At 62.0% G+C, this 20,570-nt stretch carries 26 protein-coding genes; 19 read left to right on the top strand and 7 right to left on the bottom strand.

Features of this window, described 5'->3' with window-relative positions; genetic code table 11:
- The first annotated feature begins 30 nt into the window (after positions 1-30).
- The gene (locus tag IP89_RS19990; protein WP_043311478.1) at positions 31-1,440 is read left to right on the top strand and encodes a PilZ domain-containing protein; all 1,410 of its coding nucleotides are present in this window, start codon (positions 31-33) and stop codon (positions 1,438-1,440) included.
- A 121-nt stretch (positions 1,441-1,561) separates the two neighbouring features.
- Entirely contained in the window at positions 1,562-1,954 is a 393-nt protein-coding gene (locus IP89_RS19985; protein WP_043311477.1) for a hypothetical protein, read from the top strand.
- Positions 1,955-2,006: 52 nt separating this feature from the next.
- On the opposite strand, the gene IP89_RS19980 is transcribed toward IP89_RS19985, so the two are convergent.
- Both IP89_RS19980 and IP89_RS19975 read right to left on the bottom strand, forming a co-directional pair.
- Positions 2,007-2,198: a hypothetical protein gene (locus tag IP89_RS19980; protein ID WP_043311476.1), complete on the bottom strand. Its 192-nt coding sequence runs from the start codon at positions 2,196-2,198 to the stop codon at positions 2,007-2,009.
- Between the two features lie 164 nt (positions 2,199-2,362).
- Positions 2,363-3,595, bottom strand: coding sequence for a YihY family inner membrane protein (locus IP89_RS19975; protein WP_043311475.1), 1,233 nt, complete (start codon positions 3,593-3,595; stop codon positions 2,363-2,365).
- Between the two features lie 70 nt (positions 3,596-3,665).
- Here IP89_RS19975 and arsC point away from each other — a divergent pair, with 70 nt between their 5' ends.
- The 3 genes from arsC to IP89_RS19960 are packed head-to-tail and all read left to right on the top strand — an operon-like array spanning position 3,666 to position 5,021.
- On the top strand, positions 3,666-4,019 hold the full coding sequence (gene arsC / locus IP89_RS19970; RefSeq protein ID WP_043311474.1) for an arsenate reductase (glutaredoxin): 354 nt from the start codon (positions 3,666-3,668) through the stop codon (positions 4,017-4,019).
- The gene (gene wrbA / locus IP89_RS19965) at positions 4,016-4,621 is read left to right on the top strand and encodes an NAD(P)H:quinone oxidoreductase (protein ID WP_043311473.1); all 606 of its coding nucleotides are present in this window, start codon (positions 4,016-4,018) and stop codon (positions 4,619-4,621) included. The genes arsC and wrbA overlap by 4 nt, the downstream gene beginning before the upstream one ends.
- Entirely contained in the window at positions 4,614-5,021 is a 408-nt protein-coding gene (locus tag IP89_RS19960) for a DUF2069 domain-containing protein (protein ID WP_043311472.1), read from the top strand. The genes wrbA and IP89_RS19960 overlap by 8 nt, the downstream gene beginning before the upstream one ends.
- 15 nt (positions 5,022-5,036) lie before the next feature.
- Here IP89_RS19960 and hda read toward each other — a convergent pair whose 3' ends face one another.
- Together hda and IP89_RS19950 are read right to left on the bottom strand one after the other, a co-directional pair.
- Positions 5,037-5,741 (bottom strand): DnaA regulatory inactivator Hda, encoded by a 705-nt coding sequence (gene hda / locus IP89_RS19955; RefSeq protein ID WP_043311471.1) that lies wholly within the window; start codon positions 5,739-5,741, stop codon positions 5,037-5,039.
- 187 nt (positions 5,742-5,928) lie between these two features.
- Positions 5,929-6,609 (bottom strand): hypothetical protein, encoded by a 681-nt coding sequence (locus IP89_RS19950; protein WP_043311470.1) that lies wholly within the window; start codon positions 6,607-6,609, stop codon positions 5,929-5,931.
- 465 nt (positions 6,610-7,074) lie between these two features.
- Here IP89_RS19950 and IP89_RS19945 point away from each other — a divergent pair, with 465 nt between their 5' ends.
- The 10 genes from IP89_RS19945 (at position 7,075) to IP89_RS19905 (ending at position 14,826) form a co-directional block, all read left to right on the top strand.
- Positions 7,075-7,281: a DNA-binding protein gene (locus IP89_RS19945; RefSeq protein WP_371261968.1), complete on the top strand. Its 207-nt coding sequence runs from the start codon at positions 7,075-7,077 to the stop codon at positions 7,279-7,281.
- Between the two features lie 15 nt (positions 7,282-7,296).
- Positions 7,297-7,581 carry a DUF5447 family protein gene (locus IP89_RS23570; protein ID WP_081963325.1) on the top strand — a complete coding sequence of 95 codons (285 nt, stop codon included), beginning with the start codon at positions 7,297-7,299 and terminating at the stop codon, positions 7,579-7,581.
- 614 nt (positions 7,582-8,195) lie between these two features.
- Entirely contained in the window at positions 8,196-8,567 is a 372-nt protein-coding gene (locus tag IP89_RS19940) for a hypothetical protein (RefSeq protein WP_052081150.1), read from the top strand.
- Positions 8,568-8,788: 221 nt separating this feature from the next.
- Positions 8,789-8,980 carry a hypothetical protein gene (locus IP89_RS19935; RefSeq protein WP_043311468.1) on the top strand — a complete coding sequence of 64 codons (192 nt, stop codon included), beginning with the start codon at positions 8,789-8,791 and terminating at the stop codon, positions 8,978-8,980.
- A 9-nt stretch (positions 8,981-8,989) separates the two neighbouring features.
- Positions 8,990-9,199 carry a major capsid protein gene (locus IP89_RS19930; RefSeq protein WP_043311467.1) on the top strand — a complete coding sequence of 70 codons (210 nt, stop codon included), beginning with the start codon at positions 8,990-8,992 and terminating at the stop codon, positions 9,197-9,199.
- A gap of 143 nt (positions 9,200-9,342) precedes the next feature.
- Positions 9,343-10,833, top strand: coding sequence for a virulence factor TspB C-terminal domain-related protein (locus IP89_RS23435; RefSeq protein WP_156115090.1), 1,491 nt, complete (start codon positions 9,343-9,345; stop codon positions 10,831-10,833).
- Position 10,834: 1 nt separating this feature from the next.
- Entirely contained in the window at positions 10,835-11,134 is a 300-nt protein-coding gene (locus tag IP89_RS19920; protein ID WP_043311466.1) for a DUF2523 domain-containing protein, read from the top strand.
- Between the two features lie 3 nt (positions 11,135-11,137).
- Positions 11,138-12,331, top strand: coding sequence for a zonular occludens toxin domain-containing protein (locus IP89_RS19915; RefSeq protein WP_043311465.1), 1,194 nt, complete (start codon positions 11,138-11,140; stop codon positions 12,329-12,331).
- Between the two features lie 152 nt (positions 12,332-12,483).
- A complete protein-coding gene (locus IP89_RS19910) occupies positions 12,484-13,776 on the top strand; it encodes a hypothetical protein (protein WP_043311464.1) in 1,293 nt (430 codons plus the stop codon).
- Entirely contained in the window at positions 13,777-14,826 is a 1,050-nt protein-coding gene (locus IP89_RS19905; RefSeq protein WP_052081148.1) for a tyrosine-type recombinase/integrase, read from the top strand.
- Here IP89_RS19905 and IP89_RS19900 read toward each other — a convergent pair.
- Together IP89_RS19900 and IP89_RS19895 are read right to left on the bottom strand one after the other, a co-directional pair.
- Positions 14,807-15,880, bottom strand: a complete 1,074-nt coding sequence (locus tag IP89_RS19900) for an AI-2E family transporter (RefSeq protein WP_043311462.1) — start codon at positions 15,878-15,880, stop codon at positions 14,807-14,809. The two genes, IP89_RS19905 and IP89_RS19900, sit on opposite strands and share 20 nt — an antisense overlap.
- A 69-nt stretch (positions 15,881-15,949) precedes the next feature.
- Positions 15,950-16,975 carry a DUF2066 domain-containing protein gene (locus IP89_RS19895; protein ID WP_043311461.1) on the bottom strand — a complete coding sequence of 342 codons (1,026 nt, stop codon included), beginning with the start codon at positions 16,973-16,975 and terminating at the stop codon, positions 15,950-15,952.
- A 195-nt stretch (positions 16,976-17,170) separates the two neighbouring features.
- Here IP89_RS19895 and purM point away from each other — a divergent pair, with 195 nt between their 5' ends.
- The 4 genes from purM (at position 17,171) to IP89_RS19875 (ending at position 19,972) form a co-directional block, all read left to right on the top strand.
- Entirely contained in the window at positions 17,171-18,229 is a 1,059-nt protein-coding gene (gene purM, locus IP89_RS19890) for a phosphoribosylformylglycinamidine cyclo-ligase (protein ID WP_043311460.1), read from the top strand.
- Positions 18,229-18,876, top strand: coding sequence for a phosphoribosylglycinamide formyltransferase (gene purN / locus IP89_RS19885; RefSeq protein WP_043311459.1), 648 nt, complete (start codon positions 18,229-18,231; stop codon positions 18,874-18,876). Before purM ends, purN begins: the two co-directional genes overlap by 1 nt.
- Before the next feature lie 8 nt (positions 18,877-18,884).
- Positions 18,885-19,601: a DUF3108 domain-containing protein gene (locus IP89_RS19880; protein WP_043311458.1), complete on the top strand. Its 717-nt coding sequence runs from the start codon at positions 18,885-18,887 to the stop codon at positions 19,599-19,601.
- A gap of 92 nt (positions 19,602-19,693) precedes the next feature.
- Complete coding sequence (locus IP89_RS19875; RefSeq protein WP_043311515.1) at positions 19,694-19,972, top strand: Rho-binding antiterminator; 279 nt, start codon at positions 19,694-19,696, stop codon at positions 19,970-19,972.
- A gap of 45 nt (positions 19,973-20,017) precedes the next feature.
- On the opposite strand, the gene IP89_RS19870 is transcribed toward IP89_RS19875, so the two are convergent.
- The gene (locus IP89_RS19870) at positions 20,018-20,557 is read right to left on the bottom strand and encodes a DUF2058 domain-containing protein (protein ID WP_043311457.1); all 540 of its coding nucleotides are present in this window, start codon (positions 20,555-20,557) and stop codon (positions 20,018-20,020) included.
- Positions 20,558-20,570: the final 13 nt, after the last annotated feature.

Here is a 20,570-nt window from a genome sequence, read left to right as displayed (position 1 = left end):
GCAATCGCTCCTCGTGCACGCGGGGTTGATATGACGCTGGATGCCCTGCGCCTGGAAGTGCCGGACATCCTCGACGAGGATGCGACACCGCTGGCCGACCTCAACGCCAGGCTCGCCGACGCCCGTCGACAGCCTTACGAGGACGGTCTCTCGCAGGTATTGAGCATGCTGTTCCAGCTCAATCGCAGCGCCATGACCTTACTGGAAAGGCAGCGCGCCCTGCAAAGCTTCTGCGAGGAATACCGCCACTACTGCAGCGGGCTGCGCAGCGGGGCGGCGCCCTCGGCATTGTTTGTCCATCTGTGCGACGAGCTGGCCGCCGGCTTCAAGCGCCTGTTGCTGCAGATACTCCAGGGCCGCCAGCCATCGCGTCCGCACCTGGCCTGGTGCCTGTACATGGCCGAGCACTTCCTCGCCCAGAGCCTGATGCGCAACTACCAGCGCTACCAGGAGCCACCGGCCTCGCTGTGGAGCGACAGCCATCTGCTGTACTGGATCGCCGAGCACCAGGGCTGCCTGGACGAACATGTGGCCGCGCCCTTCCAACCCGCACCGGCCGGCTCTCTGCGCGGCCTCTACCAACAGATGCTGGTGCTGGCCCTGAGCAACCCGTTCCATCTCGCCGAGGGCGAATGCGAAGTGCTGTTCGGCGCCCTCACCCCCCTCGCCGACCTGGCCCGACTGCTGCCCTGGGATGACGAGGAAGAGGCGGAAGGCCCGCTGATCGACCTCAGCCAGTCGCTGCCCTGCCTGCCCTACGACAGTGAAGCCACTGGGTCGGTCGAATACCTGCGCCGCCTGGAACTGGGTGCACTACTGGTCGCCCTGCATGAGCCCGCACCACTGCAGAGCGCACGTGAGCGCGAGCTGCTGGAACGGGTTCGCCCCCATTGGCTCGGCCGTCAGCAGCGCCGCCATCCCCGCGCGGATTTCAGCGCCGATTGCAGCCTGGTGATCGGCCTGCCGGCGATTCATGCCCAACTGCTGGAGAAGCGCCCGAGCAACAGCGCGGCACAGATGCTCGACGCCAGCCCCGGTGGCGCACGCCTGCTCTGCCACGCCGACCTCGGCCAGCAACTGCCGGTCGGCCAGCTTGTATTGGTATTGCCGCATAGCGGCACCCCGACCCTGGCACTGGTGCGCTGGCGCCACCTCAACCAGCTCGGCCTGCACCTCGGCCTGCGCTACCTCAAGGGCTTGCCGCGCGCAGTGTGGCTGCGTCGCGCCCCCAGTGCCCAGACCCACCCCGGCGTGCTGCAGAGCACCCCGGAACCTGGCGCCGGCTGGCATCACGGCCTGTGGCTGCCGTGCGGGCAGTTCGTCGAGGGCGAGAACCTTTGGCTGCAACTGGCCAACGTCAACAACCAGGCCGTACTACCGCTGCCACAGGCCAATCTCAGCACACCCACGGTGATCCGCCATCCCTTGCGGTTGGCCTGAGCATTCAGCCAGGTTCTGCGACACAGGTCTCGCCGGCCGAAGCCGCAGTGCACAGTTTCCCGGCGGGCCCGCTGCCTATAATCCGCGCATTCCTATACCAATGAGTTCTGCCGGAGCCTACATGTCCCAAGCCAATGACAAGCTGATCGGTCCCGTTCCCAGCAGCATCGTCAACAGCGCGCGTCTGAGCGTGACGCCATACGAGGGACGTGTCGGCGAGTTCAATGTGGCGGTCTGGCTGCACGTACCGGGCCTGGCCAACCTGCCGGTATCGCTGATGGTGCGCTACCGCGACGGCAGCCAGGTGCGCGAAGTGGCGGTGGACCACGGCAAGGTCAACGTGCACAACAAGGTGATGCTCTCCGGCATCGCGCGCCTGCCAATGAAGACCAAGATCGAGGAAATGCAGGTGCGCCTGCGCTCGGCCGTACCGGCGCAGACGTTGATAGTCGAAGAACTGTTCGTGCAGGCTGTGGAGATGCTCGATAGCGCCTCGCGCCAGGCAATGGCCTGATCCTCTCGGCTCACTACAACCCCCGCCTCGGCGGGGGTTTTGCTTTCTGCGCTCAGTAGACGCCGAAACGCACCACCGAGCTCGGCTTCGCCGGCTCGTCCTCTTCGGCGGCCTGGCGCGCCAGCGCCGCGAGGGACTGCGGCCAACGTACGAAACGCAGGCCAGTGATGCGATTGAGCCGCTCCAGCGCCTCCTCGGAATCCCGCGGCTGCAACGGCACTATCTTGTTCTTGCTACTGCTCATCCACTCGACTTCCCTGAGTCATTCAGGCCGCTAGCAGTCTGCCAGCATATAGCTGGGTAATTGCTAGAAGCATGCCAGCCTTCCCGGGCCGATATTTATTGCGCCTCAGCGCATTCGCAGCGTCACTGAGCCCGCTGCGCCTCGCCCTAAACTGACCTTTTTCGTCACTCCTGACAAGCGCTATCCCTGCCCCGCAGCCACTGCGCCAGACTGCCGTCGAACAACGTCTCCTGCTCCTGGTACAGCCTCTCCAATGCCTCGCGCAGCTCTGGATACCAGGCCTCGTTCAGCTCGTTCGGCAACTGGTTCGGCCGCGGTAGAGGCCAGGGGCTGTGGCTGATCAGGCGATACAGGCTGTAGTGCTCGAGGTCGCGGCAGAGCACCCAGGTGTCGCCACTGGTGCGGCAGATCAGTTGCTCGCGCTCGAGGAAGTCGATGAACTCCTCCCACTCGCTCTCCGGCAGCCGCCAGCCCTGGCGCTGTACATCCAGGTGACGCACGGTACGCCCACGCTGCTGGCGCTCATGGAACACCCGCAAGATGCCCAGTAACACCAGCAGGCGCGGCAACGCCTGGCGACGCCAGGTGCGCGAGGCCGACAGGTTGCACACCAGTTCGGCACCGAACAGCACGATCAGCCAGGACAGATAGACCCAGAGCAGGAACAGCGGCACCGTGGCGAAGGCGCCATAGATCAGTTGGTAACCGGGGAACAGGCTGACGAACAGGCCGAACATCTTCTTCGCCACTTCCACCAGCACCGAGGTGAACAGCCCGCCGAGCAACGCATGGCGCACCGGCACCCGGGCGTTGGGCACCGCCGAATAGATCAGGGTGAAGGCCGCCGTACTGAACAACAGCGGCGCGAAACCGAGCAATGTCTTGGCGCCGATCACTGCATCGGGCCCGGACAGCAGCGATAGCGAGGCGATGTAGGTGGTCACGGCAAAGCCGGCGCCCAGCAGCAATGGTCCCAGGCTGAGGATCGCCCAGTACAGCAGGAAGCTGGAGATGCCGCGACGCGGCTGGCGCACCCGCCATATCGCATTGAAGGTCTTCTCGATGGTCACCAGCATGAAGAATGCGGTCACCGCAAGCAGCGCCACACCCGCCCAGGTGAGGTGGCGCGCCTGGGTGGTGAACTCGCGCAGGTACTGCTGCACCGTCTCGCCGGATGAGGGCACGAAGTTGCGGAAGATGAAGCTCTGGATCTGCTCACCGGTGTCCTGGAAGGCCGGCACCGCGGAGAGCGTGGCAAAGGTCACGGTCATCACCGGCACCACGGCGAACAGCGTGGTGTAGGTCAGCGCCGCGGCGCTGTTGATGGCGCGATCGGCGAGGAAACGCTGCAACAGGAAGTGCCAGAACTCCAACCAGTCAGCCAACCGCTGTCGCATGCCCTCTCCTTAGCCCGTTATGCCTTCTAGGCGGCTAGAATAGCGCCCTCATTCGCCAATGGGCACTGTCATGACCGACCTCACCCTCTACCACAACCCGCGCTGCTCCAAGTCGCGCGGCGCGCTGGAGCTGCTCGAAGCTCGCGGCCTGGCCCCCAACGTGGTGCGCTATCTGGAAACTCCGCCCAGCGCCGATGAGCTGCGCGAGCTGCTGGCCAAGCTGGGCATAGGCGCACGCGAGCTGCTGCGCACCGGCGAGGACGAGTACAAGGAGCTGAACCTGGCCGATGCCAGCCTCAGCGACGAGCAATTGATCGCCGCCATGGCCAGCCATCCCAAACTGATCGAGCGGCCGATTCTGATCGCCGGCAATCGCGCGCTGATCGGCCGGCCGCCGGAGAAGGTACTGGAGTTGCTGGCATGAGCGCACCCTACATCCTGGTGCTCTACTACAGCCGCCACGGCGCCACGGCCGAGATGGCCCGGCAGATCGCCCGCGGCGTGGAGATGGCCGGCCTGGAGGCGCGCCTGCGCACCGTGCCGCCGGTATCCAGCGACTGCGAGGCCACGGCCCCGGCGATTCCCGAGGACGGCGCCCTCTACGTCGAACTCGACGACCTGAAGAACTGCGCCGGCCTGGCGCTGGGCAGCCCGACCCGCTTCGGCAACATGGCCGCACCGCTTAAGTACTTCATCGACGGCACCAGCAGCCTGTGGCTGACCGGCGAGCTGGTCGGCAAGCCGGCAGGGGTGTTCACCTCCACCTCCAGCCTGCACGGCGGCCAGGAGAGCACCCTGCTGTCGATGCTCCTGCCACTGCTGCACCACGGCATGCTGGTGTGCGGCCTGCCCTACAGCGAAGGCGCTCTCTTGGAGACCCGTGGCGGCGGCACGCCTTATGGCCCCAGCCACCATGCCGGCGCCGACGGCAAACGCAAACTCGACGAACACGAAATCGCCCTGTGCCGCGCCCTCGGCCAGCGCCTGGCGGCCACCGCCGCAAAACTGGAGACCCCACGTGGCTAAAACGCCCAAGCCCCTGCCCAGCCTGGAATGGCTGGCCCCGCGCCTGAAACTCAGCCGCGCCCTCAGCCTGTTCAGCTTCTTCGCCCTGATGCTCCTGCTGCTGGTATGGAACCTGACCCTCGCCGACCTGCACGGCGCACGTATCTGGGTGGTCCTGAGCATCCAGCTGGTACCGCTGCTGCTGCTCGCTCCCGGCCTGCTGCTGGGCAACGCCCGCGCCCACGCCTGGGCCTGCTTCGTGGTGAATATCTACTTCATCCAGGGCGTACTGGCCGCCATCGACCCGGCCCGCGCCCTGTTCGGCGTACTGGAGACGGTGATCAGCTTCAGCCTGTTCTGCAGCGCCCTGCTCTACGTGCGCTGGAAGTTCCAGCACGACCGCAAGCTGGCGGGCGAGTAAGGCGTCAACCCTGGGCTACCAGCCCAGGGTTTCCTTGAGGAAAGGAATGGTCAGCTTGCGCTGGGCCTGCAGCGAGGCCTGATCGAGACGCTCGAGCAACTCGAACAGCGCACTCATGCTGCGCTCGCCACGGGTGAGGATGAAACGGCCGACCTCGTCGGTCAGGTGCAAGCCACGCCGCGATGCGCGCAGTTGCAGGGCGCGCAGCTTGTCCTCGTCGGACAGCGAATGCAGCTGGAATACCAGCGCCAGCGTCAGGCGCGACTGTAGATCCGGCAGCTGGATCGGCAACTCGCGCGGCGACACGGTGGCCGCTAGCAGCAGGCGTCGACCGGAATCGCGCAGGCGATTGAACAGGTGGAACAACGCCTCCTCCCAATCCTCGCGACCGGCCACCGCGTCCAGATCGTCCAGGCAGACCAACTCGGACTGGTCCAAGCCGTCGAGCAGCTCCGGGCCGTACTCGGCCACTTCGGCCAGTGGCAGGAACACCGCCTGCTCACCGCGCTGCTCGAAACGCAGGCAGGCCGCCTGCAACAGATGGCTGCGCCCGACACCCTCGCCACCCCAGAGGTAGATCAGGCTTTCGGTCCAGCCGGCATCGGCCTCGCACAGCCGCTCGACATAGCCGAGGGCCGCAGCATTGGCGCCGGGGTAATAGTTGGCAAAGGTGGCGTCGTCACGCAGACGCACGCCTAGGGGAAGCTGAACAGGTTTCATGCACTGGACGGCGGTTCTTGCGAATCGCCGGAAGACTCTCCGTAAAGTGCGGAAAGTTTATAGCCTTCCGCGACGCTGCGCATTATCCCGCATATTGACGCAATAGTCAGGGGAATCAGACATTTACCAATGTATTGGCGGGCTTTGCGCGGCTACTTTCAGCTGTGTTTTCGACAGATTTTCGACACTAACCCATGGGGCTGAAGCTTCTTGCCGCAGAGCAAAACCGCTGCTGCATTCTGTAGCTCCCGTCCTCTCTGTCGCTGTCGTATCGCGCACGCCAAGCTTTGCATTGGTCATGGAAGTGCTGCTTGGCTGCCTTCCGGCACTCTCGATACTCGATTGATCCGCGCCTGTGGTTGGCGCATACCGATCGGCCATCTATTGAGTTGTTCACCGCAATCCATTCGGCCAGGAACAGCCCCTCGCCACTCCACTCCCTTAGCCACTCGCTCTCGTGCTCAACAGTGCGATTTACCGTTTTGTTCTCCTGCCGAATTGGGCTCTGGTATGCAGCAGACTGCCTTATCCCTTCCGTGCTGACGACATTGTCGGCGCCTCTTGGCGTGTAGTTGTTGTCATTGAAAACGGTCTGTCTGGGCTGGTTTTGCTGCTTACGCTGCTCTTGGTCTTTCCAGAACAGCTCTTCAGCTGTCGGACCAGTGGGCTCCGCAGACTCGCTGAAGTCATATTTCGGCTTATATGGTTCGGGCTCTGTGGGTACTGGTGTTGAGTGAGGCCAGTATGCCAACCCGATAAAGAAGGCAGCTGCAATGGCAGTAGCGCCTATGTAGGCGATAACGATCGGACTGATGCCGGGACCCTTCCGGCGTAGGTGGTCTGGTGCGTCGTCCCAGTCTGCTTTCATCCTTGTCATTCCTTCCGGGCGTGCCAGCGCCTAGCTACTTCCTGAGTAATGGCTATCCCGCGCTTTGATTGGGCAAGTTTGAATGGGCCTCGTCGTACTCGGGGCTTGTCTGACCGCATTCTGGCGCAATTTGGCCACTAGCCAGCCAAAGGGCATAGCGCGGGAATACGCCAACGACCGCATCAATCTCTGCGTCAGATAAACGCGCTTTGCCGCTGCGGATATTTCCCCAGCGATACCTATCGATGCCCGTCTCTTTCTCGAACCAAGCGCTGGTTCGTTCCTTGTTGAAAAGGCTTATAAGCCGGTCTCTTATCATTCCAATAAATTCTACTAAGTAGATTGTACTGAGTAGCCACTATGGCATACTGCTCGCCAGTTAGTAATTTTTACTAAGTAGCTAGTAATGCAGGGTGTCCGTACAGGGTGGCCTGTAAAGCTGAACATAGTGGAGTAATGCGGACCATGTTGGAAGGGATCAATCCTCAGATGCTGTACGGCGCGCCCCCGGTAATGCCTTGGGAAACGTTCGTAGATTGGATCGGCATGGGGGATGAGCCTGGAGTCGCTAAAGCGTGGCTTGAACGCGGCTACATCCCTACCAAAAAGATCGGCAAGCGCCTGATGGTCAACGTTGCTCTCTTCACCCGCCAGCTGCTGGAAGAGGAGTAACCGAGGTGGCCATCCATGATGAGCAAGTATCTGCGCCAGCCCCACGCCGTGAGCTGCGACTGCTCTGTCTGCTGGTCCCGTCGCGTACCGATGGAACCCGCGCACTCCCCGTCCACACATTGCGACCAATGCCGCCCCGCGTCTCTAGCCAAGGTCGATGGAATATGGCGAGCGAAACCGGCTTTTACATGCGCGAAACACACGCCCGCGCGCCATCCCCCGAAGTACTGGAACTGTGTGTACGACAGCGGCCCGCCTACGCCCTTCGTTCCTGTTCGTGAGCCGTTCCAACTGGAGTAACTGACCAATGATCCCGCCCCGCCAAGCCGCTGTTGAAGACAAAGACGTTCGTTTCTACGTCACCGCCCCCGCCTCCGTGCGCCTCGCACTGACGCAAGAGGCTCATGACCGTGGAACAGACCTTTGGACTCTCGGTGGCCTGGTGCTGGCTCAGTGGCTGGAGGCTGGTTGCCCTGACGGACTTTCAGTCACCGCTGCTGCCCCATCCCCCGCCCCGTCGCCATCGTCGTCGGTCGCAGGACCACAGGAGCCCGAAGCCTGATGCCTGCAAGGGCGCGTAGCGGCGTAGCGGACCCTTGCAGGGGTCAGGTGTAGGGCTACGGTCCGCCCGCGACCGCAGATGGCAGAGGGGTGAGGGATGGGGAACCCCCGCCCTTGAGCTTGAGGCAGAGGGAAGCGGTTTTAGCTGTTGCTGGTGGCGCTCGGAGAGCAAGAGCGACAGGGATCGAAACCCGTAAGGGCCGGGACCTTAGGCCCGGTGAGCAAAGCGAATAGAGCCCGCCCCGTAAGGGGTCGCCAAAGGGGCCAAAGAACAACGCCAAAGGCCAAGGCAGATAGCCAAGAGAGGCCAAAGGCAAAACCGCCCATTGAGGGCAACCAAGAGGAAGAAAGCCATGTCGTTTGCTATTCCCGCTGCTACTTCGATCACCTCGCTGTTCGTGATCAAAACCGACTTCTACACCAACAAAGAAACCGGCGAAGTCCGTGCCTCTGTGCAGGCCCTCTCCCCCATTCCGGAAGGTGCCAACGGCAACGGCAAAGGCTATGAGGTCACCGAGTATGCGGCTGATGCCTCCGTGCTCGATGCAATCGACCTGAGCAACGGCCCGACCTCGCTCAAGTTCGAAAGCCAGATTCGCCCGATCACCAACCGTTTTGGCAAAACCACCAACACCCAGGTACTGACCAAGGCCCTCGTAGAACAGCCCCGCCAGCAACAGCAGCAGCCGAGCAAGCCCGCTGCCCAAGCTGAGCCCAAGGTTTAACCGGAGGGCGCCGCTGTGATCACTCATGGCCGGATCATCTGTAACGGCTGCTCTCGTGAGATGGGCGTTCTGCACGTCCAGTCCGACCGTGAGCAGCACTTCTGCCCGGAGTGCTCCGCCTCTGGCTCGGCCGATGTTCTGACTCCTGAGCTCGCCCTGGCGCTCTCCGATCTGATCAAAACAGGCATCAGTCGTGGCCGCCTCCCGCAGGTGCTCCGCTGATGCGCAAACTGATCGCGTGTGACGGCACATGGCAACAGTCCGCAGAGGGCTATCTGCTGTGCGCTGGCACGCTCCAAACAGTGCCCGATGAGGGCCTGTCCACCGATGAAGCACTTCAGCTTAGCGACTGGGCCTTGGCCATGTTCGTTGGGGTGTTCTGCGTCATCGCACTCAAGAAAGCACTTCCCTAGGAGTTACTCATGAAACAACGCTTCCAGACCCTGAAACGCTCCATCGGTGCCGCTGCCGCAGCTGGCCTGCTCATGACCCAGCAAGCCTACGCCGCTCTTCCGGAGGCCGTAGAGACCGAGATGGCGACCGCAAAGACCGATGCGGTCGAACTGGCCACCCTCGGCCTTCTGATCATCATCGCCATCGCTGCGGTGAAGTACCTCCGTCGCGGCGTTTAACGCAACGGCTGGCCGGCCATGAACCCCGCTCCGGCGGGGTTTATTTTTCGGGGTGGATATATGTTCGGACTTAATTCCGCTGAGTTTGTTCTTGTAGTCAGTGTTATTTGTTTTGGTCTTGCACTGTTTGGGCGGATATAGGCATGAAACTATCTCGTTATGTTCAAGCTATATGTCTCGCCATTGTTTCTTTCGCATCATCACAATCGTTTGCTGCGGTTTATAGTTGGTCCGCTAGGTTTGATGCCTACACACGCACCGGTGATAGTCCTGCCGCTGCATGTTCTGCTGCGATTGCTGCATACAACGCTGCCGCAGCGAATCGCGCAAACAGCCTTGTTTCTGTAGCTCCGGTTGCTAATCAGCCAAATCAATTTATATGCACCTGGGCAGATAAAAACGGTTATTCCGGCCAGGGTTATACGTTTGGTGCTTTTCGTAGCGGCGATAGTTGCCCTAACCCATTGCAGCAGCCTGACCCTCAAACCGGCGTTTGTAAGTACAACGACCCATTGAACTGCGCTGCAAAAAAGGGGCAGAACACCACTTGGACAAAGGAGTTCGCTTCAAAGGAAGCATATGATGCCAACCCTATTTACTGCACTACAAGTCAAGATGGCTGCGCACTAGATGTTTGTAGTGAAGTAGGCTCCTTGGAATGCGGCACTGACGGCAAAACAGGCAAGTTTGGTTGTTGGGGCGGCGGCACTTATAACGGTGATCCACAGCAGGCTTCCAATGGCGGCAATGTTGATGGCTGCGAAGGCCCTGAATGTGTCCCGCCGCCACCTCAGTCATCTAGTTCAAGTCAAAACTGTACTCCTGCCACGACTACGAACGGCGTTACCTCACACACTTGCGTCAGTGAAAGCAATAAAAATCAATTTGCTGATTCTAACTGCGCTGTCGGGAATGTTAACGGCGTACAAGGCTTGCACTGCACGAATCCGGATTATGTTCCTGAATCTAAGGACACCACAAAGACCGATAAGACTGACGTAACTAATAACCCTGACGGCGGTAAAACCACTACCACCGAAAGCAAGACGGATACAACCAAGTGCAAGGCTGGCAATTGCTCTTCAAGTTCCACTACGAATACTTCGACCAGTACAACTGATGGCAACGGTAATCAAACTGGCGGCTCAACGGAGTGTAAGGGCGACCATTGCGATGATCCTTCTACGCCAGGGAAAGATGAATCCCAGGAAGAAGAGGAAGAAGAGGGCGAGGAAGTAGAGCGCCTGGTCTCCGGTGATGCCTGTAGTGCGAGCTTGAGTTGCGAGGGCGACGCCATCGACTGCGCGATTCTTCGCCAACAGAAAGCCATGCGCTGCTCGATGGATTGGGACACTCAGAAAGGCTCCGTGCTGGCCGAGGCCGGAAAGGCTGAGTACCAGCTACAAGAGGCAGAGGTCGACGTTTCCAGTCTCTTTTCTGGCGCCTCTGCTGGTCGTTGGCTCGGCTCTTCATGCCCCGCCGACCGTACCGTGTATCTCCACTCTATCGGCAAGTCGATCAGCATCAGCTGGTCGCCGATCTGCCAGTACGCCTCGTACATGGGCTACCTGTTCGTCTTCAGCGCATCACTCTTCTTCGCCCACTACGTAGGCCGTGCCTTCGGAGGAAACTGATATGCCCGCAATCTTCATGTTCCTCAGTGCCATTGTTGGCCCACTGGTGGCCAAGGTGCTCACGTCGCTTGGCATTGGTGCTGTCAGCTACATAGGCATCACCGTGCTGCTCGCTGGCGTAAAAACCTACCTGATCGGCGAGATAACTGGCCTTCCTGGCGAGATTCTCGCCATCCTCGGATTGGCCAAGGTCGACGTTGCCGTAAACATTGTCCTTTCTGCTGTTGCTGCTCGAGCAGCGCTCTCGGGCGTGAATCTCAGTACCGGCAAAAAGACCGGTATTGGCTCGATAGGAGGCTGATGCATGTTCGTCCTTCGCACAGGCCTCCAAGGCAACGGCAAGACCCTAAACACCATCAAGGAAGTCGACCTGAAAGCGGCCAGGGAGGGGCGTACGGTCTTCTATTGCAATATCACAGGCCTAAACCCTGGGCACCCCATTCTCAAGGCGGATTGGCGCCCCTTTGACGATCCAACCAAGTGGTTTGAGCTGCCTGCTAACTCGATCATCGTGATCGATGAGGCGCAGACATGGTTCCGTGTTCGCTCTCAGGGTTCCAAGGTTCCTGACTACGCCAGCCGTCTAGAAATCATGCGTAAGGATGGCCATGAGCTTCATGCCATCACGCAGAGCCCGAAGCTCATCGACGCCCACATGCGTGAGCTGTGTAACAAGCATGTCCACTATCACCGCGGTTTCGGCGGCAAGGTGATTAAGCGCTGGGAATTCCAAAAGCCTGAGCTAACCGTCAACAGCAACAAGCTCAATTTTGAGAATGGCGAGTCCATCCGCATCACCATCGACAAGGCCTATTTCGGCACCTATGAGTCGGTGAAAGAGGGCACGGCCCATCACATGAAGTTCACGGCACCGAAGGCTATGTACGTCCTCGGCGCGTGTCTCCTGATCGGCGCTGTTCTGGTCTACCGGCTCAAGGATCGCTATGACGAGAAAGTTGCGCCTGCTGAGCCCGCCGCACAGGTCGAGCAAGTTGCGAAAGTTGAGTCCGGCTTCGGCTTGCCGTCGATCGCAGGCCCTGAGCTGCTGCACGTCACGACTGAGCAGTACATTGCCGATCGCACGCCGCGCATCGCTGGTGTGCCTTCTTCGGCTCCGATTTACGACCAGCTGACAGCGCCTCAGTCTTTTCCCAAGCCCAGCTGCTACGCGACAAAGTCAGAAGAGATCATTAACACCCGTCGCAAGTCTCTCAAGCTGGGTAACCGTCGTGGCCAGCTTCACGGCTGTTCTTGCCTCAGCCAGCAAGGCAGTCGCATGGATATCCCATTCGACGCCTGTATGGACATGGTCGAGAACGGTTACTTCGATGACACCAAGCCGGATCGTCTGCCTGGAGCCACTACAGGCCAAGGCCAGCTCAACGCCTCCGCTCCGCCCTCCTCTTCCCTTCCCACTCGACAGCCTCAGCAGGACCGCCAGCCTGCTCAGCAGCCGCTAGCTGTCGGTTTGACGGGCCTAAGAGGCCGCTATGAGTAGTTATCGCGCTGCGGCCACGGCGCGGGCTGGGCGCGCGTGCGCGGTCGGTACGCGCCGGGGCGGTAGCGCCGGGACGACCCTGTAGCACGTCTATGAATCGAAACTAAGCGACAGCAATACACAGCAGTATTCAGCAATAGGAAAGCGAGAAAATGGCGAAGCTCAAGGATCAGATTCGATTGGTGATGCAGCAGGACGGCCAGGTACTGGAAGACAGCGCGGGCCGGCTCTTTTTTGATTCCAAGCTGGCCAAGTTCACCGACCTGTCAGGCGTTCGCCTGCTCCGCTGTGGCGTCGATACCGTCCGCCAGCTCTACCGGGGCATGATTCGCCCCGAGGTGCTGGCGATGTTCGATCAGAAGCCGGGCATGGTCGATTTCGCCGGCTACCGCTTCCACATGTCCCGCGTCGGTCGTGACTCGGGCTACCAGTACAAGCTCCAGAATGCCGACCTGGGCTTGATCCTGCTGCTCAAAAACCACAACGTGAAGTCGGACGCCATCGGCTCGCACCTCAAGATTGAAGTGTCGCCGCATGCTATCGACGGCCGTTCGCCTGAGCGTTTACAGGAGCAGCTCGACTTCCTCGCTGCTGCGTCCTTGCACCATGTCGAGCGCAACCAATGCGCTGTGCACCTCGCCCTCGACTTCCAAGGCTGGACCCCGCCCGCCGACTTCGTGGCTCACCTGCACTGCAAGGCGCAGGCAGAGCGCCGCCGTGACGGTATCCAGTCCTATGGCTGGGAAGAGACTGCCGCCGTGTATGGCCGTGGCCAGTCCTTCATGTTCGGCTCTGCTGGTGGCGTCCAGCTCGCTCTGTACAACAAAACCCTTCAGGCCCGCTCGATAGACAAGCTCGACTATTGGGAAGGTGTCTGGAAACGCCGTGACAGCTTCGACGATCAGGACCCTGCCAACTATGACGCCGACGCTCCTGTGTGGCGTCTGGAGCTTCGCTATCACCACTCCGTAGTGCAGCAATTCGCCCACGGTAGCTGTTCGGTCCACTCCGGCGACTTCCTTAACACCACCAGCTTTGCCGAACTGGTCCCGCACCTCGACGGCCTGTGGCGCTATGGCCTGCAAAACTTCCGGCTCATGTCCCGCCCTGGTGTGCTGGATGCCTTTTGGCAGCTCTGCCGTGATGATGTGCGCGTCCAATCTGAGGTTGATTCGCTGCTGGATGAGACCTTCTACAAGCGCCAGTACAAGACGGCTAGGGGGTTCTCGGGAAAGGCTATCGACATCGTCATGGGCGGCCTAATTTCGCTGCTCGCTCGTGAGGGTGTCGACGCAAAGAAGGGCTTTAAGGCCATCCGCCAGCTGCCTATCTGGCCCACGATGAAAGATCACTATGCCGCTCGCGACATGACCAATCAGGACGTGCTTAAGATGATTGCCGAGCGCCTAGAAGAACGGAAAGTCCGGTTCGGGATGGCCGTCTAGATGGCTATCGAACAGCAGGCAGATGGTCGTTGGAAAGTCGATGTTGAGCCGGTCAAAGGCAAGCGCTTCCGTAAGACGTTCAAAACCAAGGCTGAGGCCATGCGTTTCGAGGCCACTATGCGTGCCTCGGTCATCAATCAGAAAGACTGGAACCCCAAGCCCAAGGATCGCCGCAAGCTCTCTGAGCTGGTTGACCGCTGGTACGCCCTGCACGGCCACTCCATTAGTAGTGGCGAGCGCCGTAAAAACACCCTGCTACTGATGTGCCAGCGGCTGGGTGATCCGGAGGCAACCAAGCTGACCGGGGCTCATCTAGTTGAGCTGCGCCGCAAGGAGCTGGAGTCGGGCGCTGTGCCAAAGTCGATCAACAACCGCTTCACCTACCTAAAGGCCGTCTTCAATGAGCTGCATCGCCTGGGCGATATCGACTATTCCAACCCATTGGCCAAGGTGAAGCCGCTCAAGTTTCAGGAGCGACAACTATCGTATCTGTCGATGAAACAGATCCCGCAATTGATCGAAGCGCTTGATGCCAGCCGCTCGCGCTGCGTCCGTCTGGTGGCGGAGGTCTGTCTGGCGACCGGTGCTCGCTGGTCTGAGGCTGAGGGTCTGACCCTGGAGCGTGTGAGGAATCAGACTGTGATCTTCACCAATACCAAGTCGAAGCGGCTTCGCGTCATTCCGGTGAGTAAGAAGCTAGAGAAACGGCTACTCGAGCACCTGGGGGAACACCAGCGCTTCACCAGCTGCAGCCGGGCTTTCCGCATAGCTGTTGAGCATTCAGGCATCGTGCTGCCTCGCGGCCAGTGCTCGCACGTGCTACGCCACACGTTCGCCTCACATTTCATGATGAACGGCGGGAATATCCTTACCCTGAAAGAGATTCTTGGCCATGCGTCGCTGACGATGACCATGCGCTATGCGCACCTCTCCCCCGCTCACTTGCGGGATGCTCTACGCCTGAATCCGCTGGATGGCTTCGACACTTCTTCGACACCAGCTAGGAAGCAAAAGAAAAACCCCAGCAAAATCAACCAGATGGTGGCGTAGCACCATAGGTGACTGATTGTTTATAGAAATCATGCGCATGGCGCAGCAATACCATGATCACGGCCGCCACCGGCAGGGCTAACAGTACGCCGGTGAAGCCAAACAGCTGACCACCGGCGAGGATGGCGAAGATCACTGCCACCGGGTGCAGGCCAATGCGATCGCCAACCAGCATGGGCGTCAGCAGCATGCCTTCGAGTAACTGGCCGATGCCGAACACCACGGCAATACCGATCAGCGGATACAGTTCGAAACCCGCGTGCTGGAACAAAGCGGCCACCACAGCAGCGCCGAAACCGACGATGAAGCCCATGTACGGCACGATGCTGGCCAGGCCGGCAAGCAGGCCGATCAGCAGGCCCAGCTCCAGGCCAACCACCATCAGGCCGACCGAGTAGATGCCGGCCAGGGCCAGCATCACCAGCAACTGGCCGCGCATGAAGGCACCGAGCACCTCGTGGCATTCGCCGACCAGCTGCACCACCAGGCTCTCGCGGGCACGCGGCAGCAGGCTGCGCAGCTTGGCGATCATCAGGTCCCAGTCACGCAGCAGGTAGAAGGCCACCACCGGGATCAGCAACAGGTTACCCAACCAGCCCAGCAGGGCGAGACCGGAGGCGGTGGCCTGGGCCAGCAGGCCGCCGACGATATCGGTGGTCTTGCCCAGGTGGCCAGACAGCGCTTCTTTGACTTGATCGAAGCGCCAGAAGCCCTCCGCCAGGCCGAATTGCGCCTGCACCCAGGGCAGCGCCTGGTGCTGCGCCCAGTCGAGGCCCTGCGGCGCCAGTTCGTAGAGGCGCACCAGCTGGCGGCCGAGCATGGGGATCAGCACCAGCAGCATGATCAGCAGCAGCAGGCTGAACAGGCTGAAGACGATGACCACGCCCCAGGTGCGCGACAGGCCGCGCTTCTCCAGGCGGTCCACCAGCGGGTCGCCCATGTAGGCCAGCAGCATGGCGACCAGGAACGGCGAGAGGATGGGGGTCAGCAGGTAGATCAGCCAGCCGCAGAGGAACAGGCCGGCCAGCCATAGCCAGCGCCGCGAATCGGTCATCTCAGGCACTCCGTCGCTACATAGATGGAATATTCGGGTTGTGCCGCCGGCCAATACCGGCGGCCGGGATTACCAGCGGAAGCGCATCAGGTTGACCGGCGCCGGAGTCGGCGCGGCCTGGGGCGCTGCGGCGGCGTCCAGCGGCGCGGCGTCGGCCGGCACTTCCTGCAGGCCGGCCAAACCCAGCTGGGCGCGCAGCTGCTCGGCGCTGGCGTTGACCTGCCAGACCATCTGGTCACCCTTGACCCGCAGCAGGCGGGCGGCGAACGGCTCGAGCAGGCGTTCCAGCTCGGCGTAGCGCCCGAGGTTGGCACCCTGGATCTCCAGAGTCATGGCACTGGCGGCACCCGGCTTGACCAGGAAACGCGGTGCCAGGCGCTCGCTAACGGCCAGCAGCACTGCGTCGGCCAGGGCCTGCTGATCGGCGCCCTGGGCCTTGCCCTGCTCACGGGCATCGCCCAGCCACAGGCGCCATTCGGCCTGCCACTGGCCGCCTTCCTCATGCGCCTGCACGGCCAGCAGGGCATCGGCTGCATAACGCTCGGAGGCCGGTTGCAGGGCATCCGGCTGGCTGGCACCGAGGTTTTCCGGGGTGGCAACCAGTTGCTCCTGCAGATCGGCCAGCGGCAGGCGCACAGGCAGGCCGCGGTGCTGGGCAGCCTGCTGCAGCGGCTTGGAAGCCTCCTGCGCATCGCCGACCAGGCTGGCGCCTTCGGTACCGCTGTTCAGCCACCAGGCCAGGATCGACGGGCGATTGGCGCCCCACATCGGCAGGCCGGCCTGGCGCAGCTTGTTCTCGGTGGTCAGCGGATCGAAGTCCACCACCAGGGTCTCGCCCTCGTAGACGTACTGGCTGACCAGTTGCTGCGGGTCCTGGCGTACCGCCTGCAGCGCCGGGCTCTGTACCGCCTTAGCGTCGCCGGTCAGGCGCAGCACCAGGGTCTCCAGGGCGCGGTTGAGGGCGGCGGTGCGCTCCTCCGGCTGCTGGCTGGTGACCGCCTCACGCACCTGATAGAGGCCGCTGACCGTCTCGGCCAGGGCCGGCAGGCTGAACAGCGGAAGGCAGAGGGCAAGCAGGCGGGCGGACAGGCGCATCGATAGGGTCTCGGCTCGGAAGGACGCGCCTGTGCGGCACGCGAAGGGCTATACCTTAAACAGCCGCCTGTCCCCCGGCAACCGTCGCGCCCGGTGGCCGCTGGCGGGCAAGCCTGATAAAATCGCGCGCCTTCGCGGACCGGCCCGCACACATGCCGGTCGCCCACAGCATTCCCCTTCTAAAGGCCTGAACCCATGAGCAAGCAACCCTCCATCAGCTACAAGGATGCAGGTGTCGACATCGACGCCGGCGAAGCCCTGGTCGAGCGCATCAAAGGCGTGGCCAAGCGCACCGCACGTCCGGAAGTCATGGGTGGCCTGGGTGGTTTCGGCGCCCTCTGCGAGATCCCGGCCGGCTACAAGCAGCCGGTACTGGTCAGCGGCACCGACGGCGTCGGCACCAAACTCCGTCTGGCGCTGAACCTGAACAAGCACGACAGCATCGGCCAGGATCTGGTCGCCATGTGCGTCAACGACCTGGTGGTGTGCGGCGCCGAGCCGCTGTTCTTCCTCGACTACTACGCCACCGGCAAGCTCAATGTCGACGTGGCCGCCACCGTGGTCACCGGCATCGGCGCTGGTTGCGAGCTGGCCGGTTGCTCCCTGGTCGGTGGCGAGACCGCCGAAATGCCGGGCATGTACGAAGGCGAAGACTACGACCTGGCCGGCTTCTGCGTCGGCGTGGTGGAAAAGGCCGAGATCATCGACGGCTCGAAAGTGGTCACCGGCGACGCCCTGGTCGCCCTGCCCTCCTCCGGCCCGCACTCCAACGGCTACTCGCTGATCCGCAAGATCCTCGAAGTCTCCGGCACCGACATCGACGCCACCGAACTGGATGGCAAGAAGCTGGCCGACCTGCTGATGGCGCCGACCCGCATCTACGTCAAGCCGCTGCTGAAGCTGATCAAGGACACCGGCGCGGTCAAGGCCATGGCCCACATCACCGGCGGCGGCCTGCTCGACAACATCCCGCGCGTGCTGCCGCAAGGCGCCCAGGCGGTGATCGACGTGGCCAGCTGGAACCGCCCGGCCGTGTTCAACTTCCTGCAGGAAAAAGGCAACGTCGACGAGCACGAAATGCACCGCGTGCTGAACTGCGGCGTCGGCATGGTCATCTGCGTCGCCCAGGACCAGGTCGAGGCCACCCTGGCCAGCCTGCGCGCCTCCGGCGAAGCCCCATGGGTCATCGGCCAGATCGCCCAGGCCGCCGAAGGTGCTGAGCTGGTCGTGCTGAACAACCTGAAAACCCACTGATGGCCGACTGCAATGTCGTGGTGCTGATCTCAGGGTCCGGCAGCAACCTGCAGGCCCTGATCGACAGCATCGGCAAAGACGGTAATCCGGCACGCATCGCCGCGGTGATTTCCAACCGCGCCGATGCCTACGGGCTGGAGCGGGCCAAGCAGGCTGGCATCGCCACTCTGGTCCTGGACCACAAGCAGTTCGACGGCCGCGAGGCCTTCGACGCCGCGCTGGTCGAAGCCATCGACGGCTTCGACCCGCAGCTGGTGGTGCTGGCCGGCTTCATGCGCATCCTCACCGGTGGCTTCGTGCGTCACTACGAAGGCCGCCTGCTGAATATCCATCCCTCGCTGCTGCCCAAGTACAAGGGCCTGCACACCCACCAGCGCGCGCTGGAGGCTGGCGACAGCGAGCATGGCTGCAGCGTGCACTTCGTCACCGAGGAACTCGATGGCGGACCACTGGTCGTACAGGCGGTAGTGCCGGTAGAGTCTGGCGATACGCCGGAGAGCCTGGCTCAGCGAGTACACAGCCAGGAACATCACATCTATCCTCTGGCGATGCGCTGGTTCGCCGAAGGCCGCCTGAAACTGGGCGCGACCGGTGCACAACTGGATGGCACGGCCCTGCCGGCCACCGGCCACCTGATCCGCACATAGGAGATTCCATGCCCCGCGTTCTGCTGATGCTACTCGCCCTGCTGGCCCTGCCGGTGCAGGCTCTGGAGCTCAAGCCCTTCTCCGCCAGCTACACCGCCGACTGGAAGCAGGTACCGATCAGCGGCACCGCCAGCCGCAGCCTCAAGGCGCTGGACAACGGCCGCTGGGAGCTGAATTTCGAAGCCTCCATGCTGGTCGCCAGCCTCAACGAGACCAGCACCTTCCGCCTGGAAAACGACGCTTTCCTGCCACTGACCTACCGCTTCGACCGCAGCGGCCTGGGCAAGGCCAAGCAGATCGAGCTGGACTTCGACTGGACCGAGAAACAGGTGCTGGGCAACGACCGCGGCGAGCCAGTGCGCTTCCCGCTCAACCGCGGCATGCAGGACAAGTCGACCTACCAGTTGACCCTGCAGCACGACGTGGCCGCCGGCAAACAGAGCATGAGCTACCAGGTGGTCGACGGCGACGAGATCGAGACCTACGACTTCCGCGTGCTCGGCGAGGAGCGCGTGCGCACCAAGGCCGGCCTGGTTGACGCGATCAAGGTCGAGCGCGTGCGCGACCCGACCCAGAGCAGCCGCAAGACCGTGCTGTGGTTCGCCAAGGACTGGAACTACCTGCTGGTGCGCCTGTACCAGGTGGAGAAGGACGGCAAGGAATACCAGATCATGCTCAAGGACGGCACCGTTGACGGTCGCACCGTCGAAGGCATCGCCGAGTAAGCGCAGCGAATCGAACGAGCCGGGCAATGCCCGGCTTTTTCATGCCTGCAAGAAAGCGCTAGGCTGCAGCCATCCGCCTTCCGAGCATGACCATGAACGACAGCTATCGACCACTGGCCTGCGCCCTGTACGACTACCTGGAAGTCGCCTGCCTGCACCGTTACCGGCTGCGCATCGAACTGGTCGACGGCGGTGAACTGCTGGCCCAGGCCCTGGGCACCAGCACCTCGGCCAGCAAGGAGGAGTTTCTCGTGGTCGGCACCGATGATGGCGAGCGACAGCTGCGCATGGACCGCCTGCTGGCCATCACGCCACTGGATGCCGGCGCCAGCTTCGGCCGTGTGCTGCTTGGCGACAGCCCGAGCTGCTGAGCAAAACAGCGACAGAAAAAAGCCGGGCAGTGCCCGGCTTTTTCGTTACCACATCAGATCGTCGGGGATCTGGTAGGCGGCGTATGGATCGTCCTCGTCCGGCCCTTCGGTCTGGGTGTTAAGCAGGACGATGCGCTGCGCATCGCGCTCCTGGATCTTCAGAGCCGCCTCGCGCGGGATCACCTCGTAGCCGCCACCATGGCGCACCACGGCCAGCGAGCCGCGACTGAGCTTGTCGCGCATCAGGTTGTTCACCGCGATGCGTTTGACCTTCTTGTCGTCGACGAAGTTGTAGTAGTCCTCGCCGCCGATCTTCGGCAGGCGGGCACTCTCGATCAGCTGCTTGATCTGCGCGGAGATGGCCTTCTGCTGGGCCTTCTCCTGCTGCTGGCGATTCAGCTCCTGGTCCTTGGCCTGTTTGTCGGCCTTGGCTTGCAGGGCGGCCTGCTGCTGCGAATCGTCCACTTCGACCTGGCCCTTCTTCTCCAGGCGGGTCTGTTTCTGTTTCTGCTTGCCGGCCTGCTTGGCCTGCTTTTCATTGACCAGGCCGGCTTTCAGCAACTGGTCGCGGAGGGAAAGGCTCATGGGGTTCTCGTCA

This window comes from Pseudomonas sp. ML96 (assembly GCF_000761545.1).
GTDB lineage: Bacteria > Pseudomonadota > Gammaproteobacteria > Pseudomonadales > Pseudomonadaceae > Aquipseudomonas.
Note: the sequence above shows the minus strand (reverse complement) of the source record. Positions and strands in the feature narration are given on the sequence as shown.

Bases quoted from the DNA above. Each gene is read 5' to 3' on its own strand.
- IP89_RS19990 (WP_043311478.1), top strand. From the start codon at position 31: ATGACGCTGGATGCCCTGCGCCTGGAAGTGCCGGACATCCTCGACGAG.
- IP89_RS19985 (WP_043311477.1), top strand. From the start codon at position 1,562: ATGTCCCAAGCCAATGACAAGCTGATCGGTCCCGTTCCCAGCAGCATC.
- IP89_RS19980 (WP_043311476.1), bottom strand. From the start codon at position 2,198: ATGAGCAGTAGCAAGAACAAGATAGTGCCGTTGCAGCCGCGGGATTCC.
- IP89_RS19975 (WP_043311475.1), bottom strand. From the start codon at position 3,595: ATGCGACAGCGGTTGGCTGACTGGTTGGAGTTCTGGCACTTCCTGTTG.
- arsC (WP_043311474.1), top strand. From the start codon at position 3,666: ATGACCGACCTCACCCTCTACCACAACCCGCGCTGCTCCAAGTCGCGC.
- wrbA (WP_043311473.1), top strand. From the start codon at position 4,016: ATGAGCGCACCCTACATCCTGGTGCTCTACTACAGCCGCCACGGCGCC.
- hda (WP_043311471.1), bottom strand. From the start codon at position 5,741: ATGAAACCTGTTCAGCTTCCCCTAGGCGTGCGTCTGCGTGACGACGCC.
- IP89_RS19950 (WP_043311470.1), bottom strand. From the start codon at position 6,609: ATGAAAGCAGACTGGGACGACGCACCAGACCACCTACGCCGGAAGGGT.
- IP89_RS19945 (WP_371261968.1), top strand. From the start codon at position 7,075: ATGTTGGAAGGGATCAATCCTCAGATGCTGTACGGCGCGCCCCCGGTA.
- IP89_RS23570 (WP_081963325.1), top strand. From the start codon at position 7,297: ATGATGAGCAAGTATCTGCGCCAGCCCCACGCCGTGAGCTGCGACTGC.
- IP89_RS19940 (WP_052081150.1), top strand. From the start codon at position 8,196: ATGTCGTTTGCTATTCCCGCTGCTACTTCGATCACCTCGCTGTTCGTG.
- IP89_RS19935 (WP_043311468.1), top strand. From the start codon at position 8,789: ATGCGCAAACTGATCGCGTGTGACGGCACATGGCAACAGTCCGCAGAG.
- IP89_RS19930 (WP_043311467.1), top strand. From the start codon at position 8,990: ATGAAACAACGCTTCCAGACCCTGAAACGCTCCATCGGTGCCGCTGCC.
- IP89_RS23435 (WP_156115090.1), top strand. From the start codon at position 9,343: ATGAAACTATCTCGTTATGTTCAAGCTATATGTCTCGCCATTGTTTCT.
- IP89_RS19920 (WP_043311466.1), top strand. From the start codon at position 10,835: ATGCCCGCAATCTTCATGTTCCTCAGTGCCATTGTTGGCCCACTGGTG.
- IP89_RS19915 (WP_043311465.1), top strand. From the start codon at position 11,138: ATGTTCGTCCTTCGCACAGGCCTCCAAGGCAACGGCAAGACCCTAAAC.
- IP89_RS19910 (WP_043311464.1), top strand. From the start codon at position 12,484: ATGGCGAAGCTCAAGGATCAGATTCGATTGGTGATGCAGCAGGACGGC.
- IP89_RS19905 (WP_052081148.1), top strand. From the start codon at position 13,777: ATGGCTATCGAACAGCAGGCAGATGGTCGTTGGAAAGTCGATGTTGAG.
- IP89_RS19900 (WP_043311462.1), bottom strand. From the start codon at position 15,880: ATGACCGATTCGCGGCGCTGGCTATGGCTGGCCGGCCTGTTCCTCTGC.
- IP89_RS19895 (WP_043311461.1), bottom strand. From the start codon at position 16,975: ATGCGCCTGTCCGCCCGCCTGCTTGCCCTCTGCCTTCCGCTGTTCAGC.
- purM (WP_043311460.1), top strand. From the start codon at position 17,171: ATGAGCAAGCAACCCTCCATCAGCTACAAGGATGCAGGTGTCGACATC.
- purN (WP_043311459.1), top strand. From the start codon at position 18,229: ATGGCCGACTGCAATGTCGTGGTGCTGATCTCAGGGTCCGGCAGCAAC.
- IP89_RS19880 (WP_043311458.1), top strand. From the start codon at position 18,885: ATGCCCCGCGTTCTGCTGATGCTACTCGCCCTGCTGGCCCTGCCGGTG.
- IP89_RS19875 (WP_043311515.1), top strand. From the start codon at position 19,694: ATGAACGACAGCTATCGACCACTGGCCTGCGCCCTGTACGACTACCTG.
- IP89_RS19870 (WP_043311457.1), bottom strand. From the start codon at position 20,557: ATGAGCCTTTCCCTCCGCGACCAGTTGCTGAAAGCCGGCCTGGTCAAT.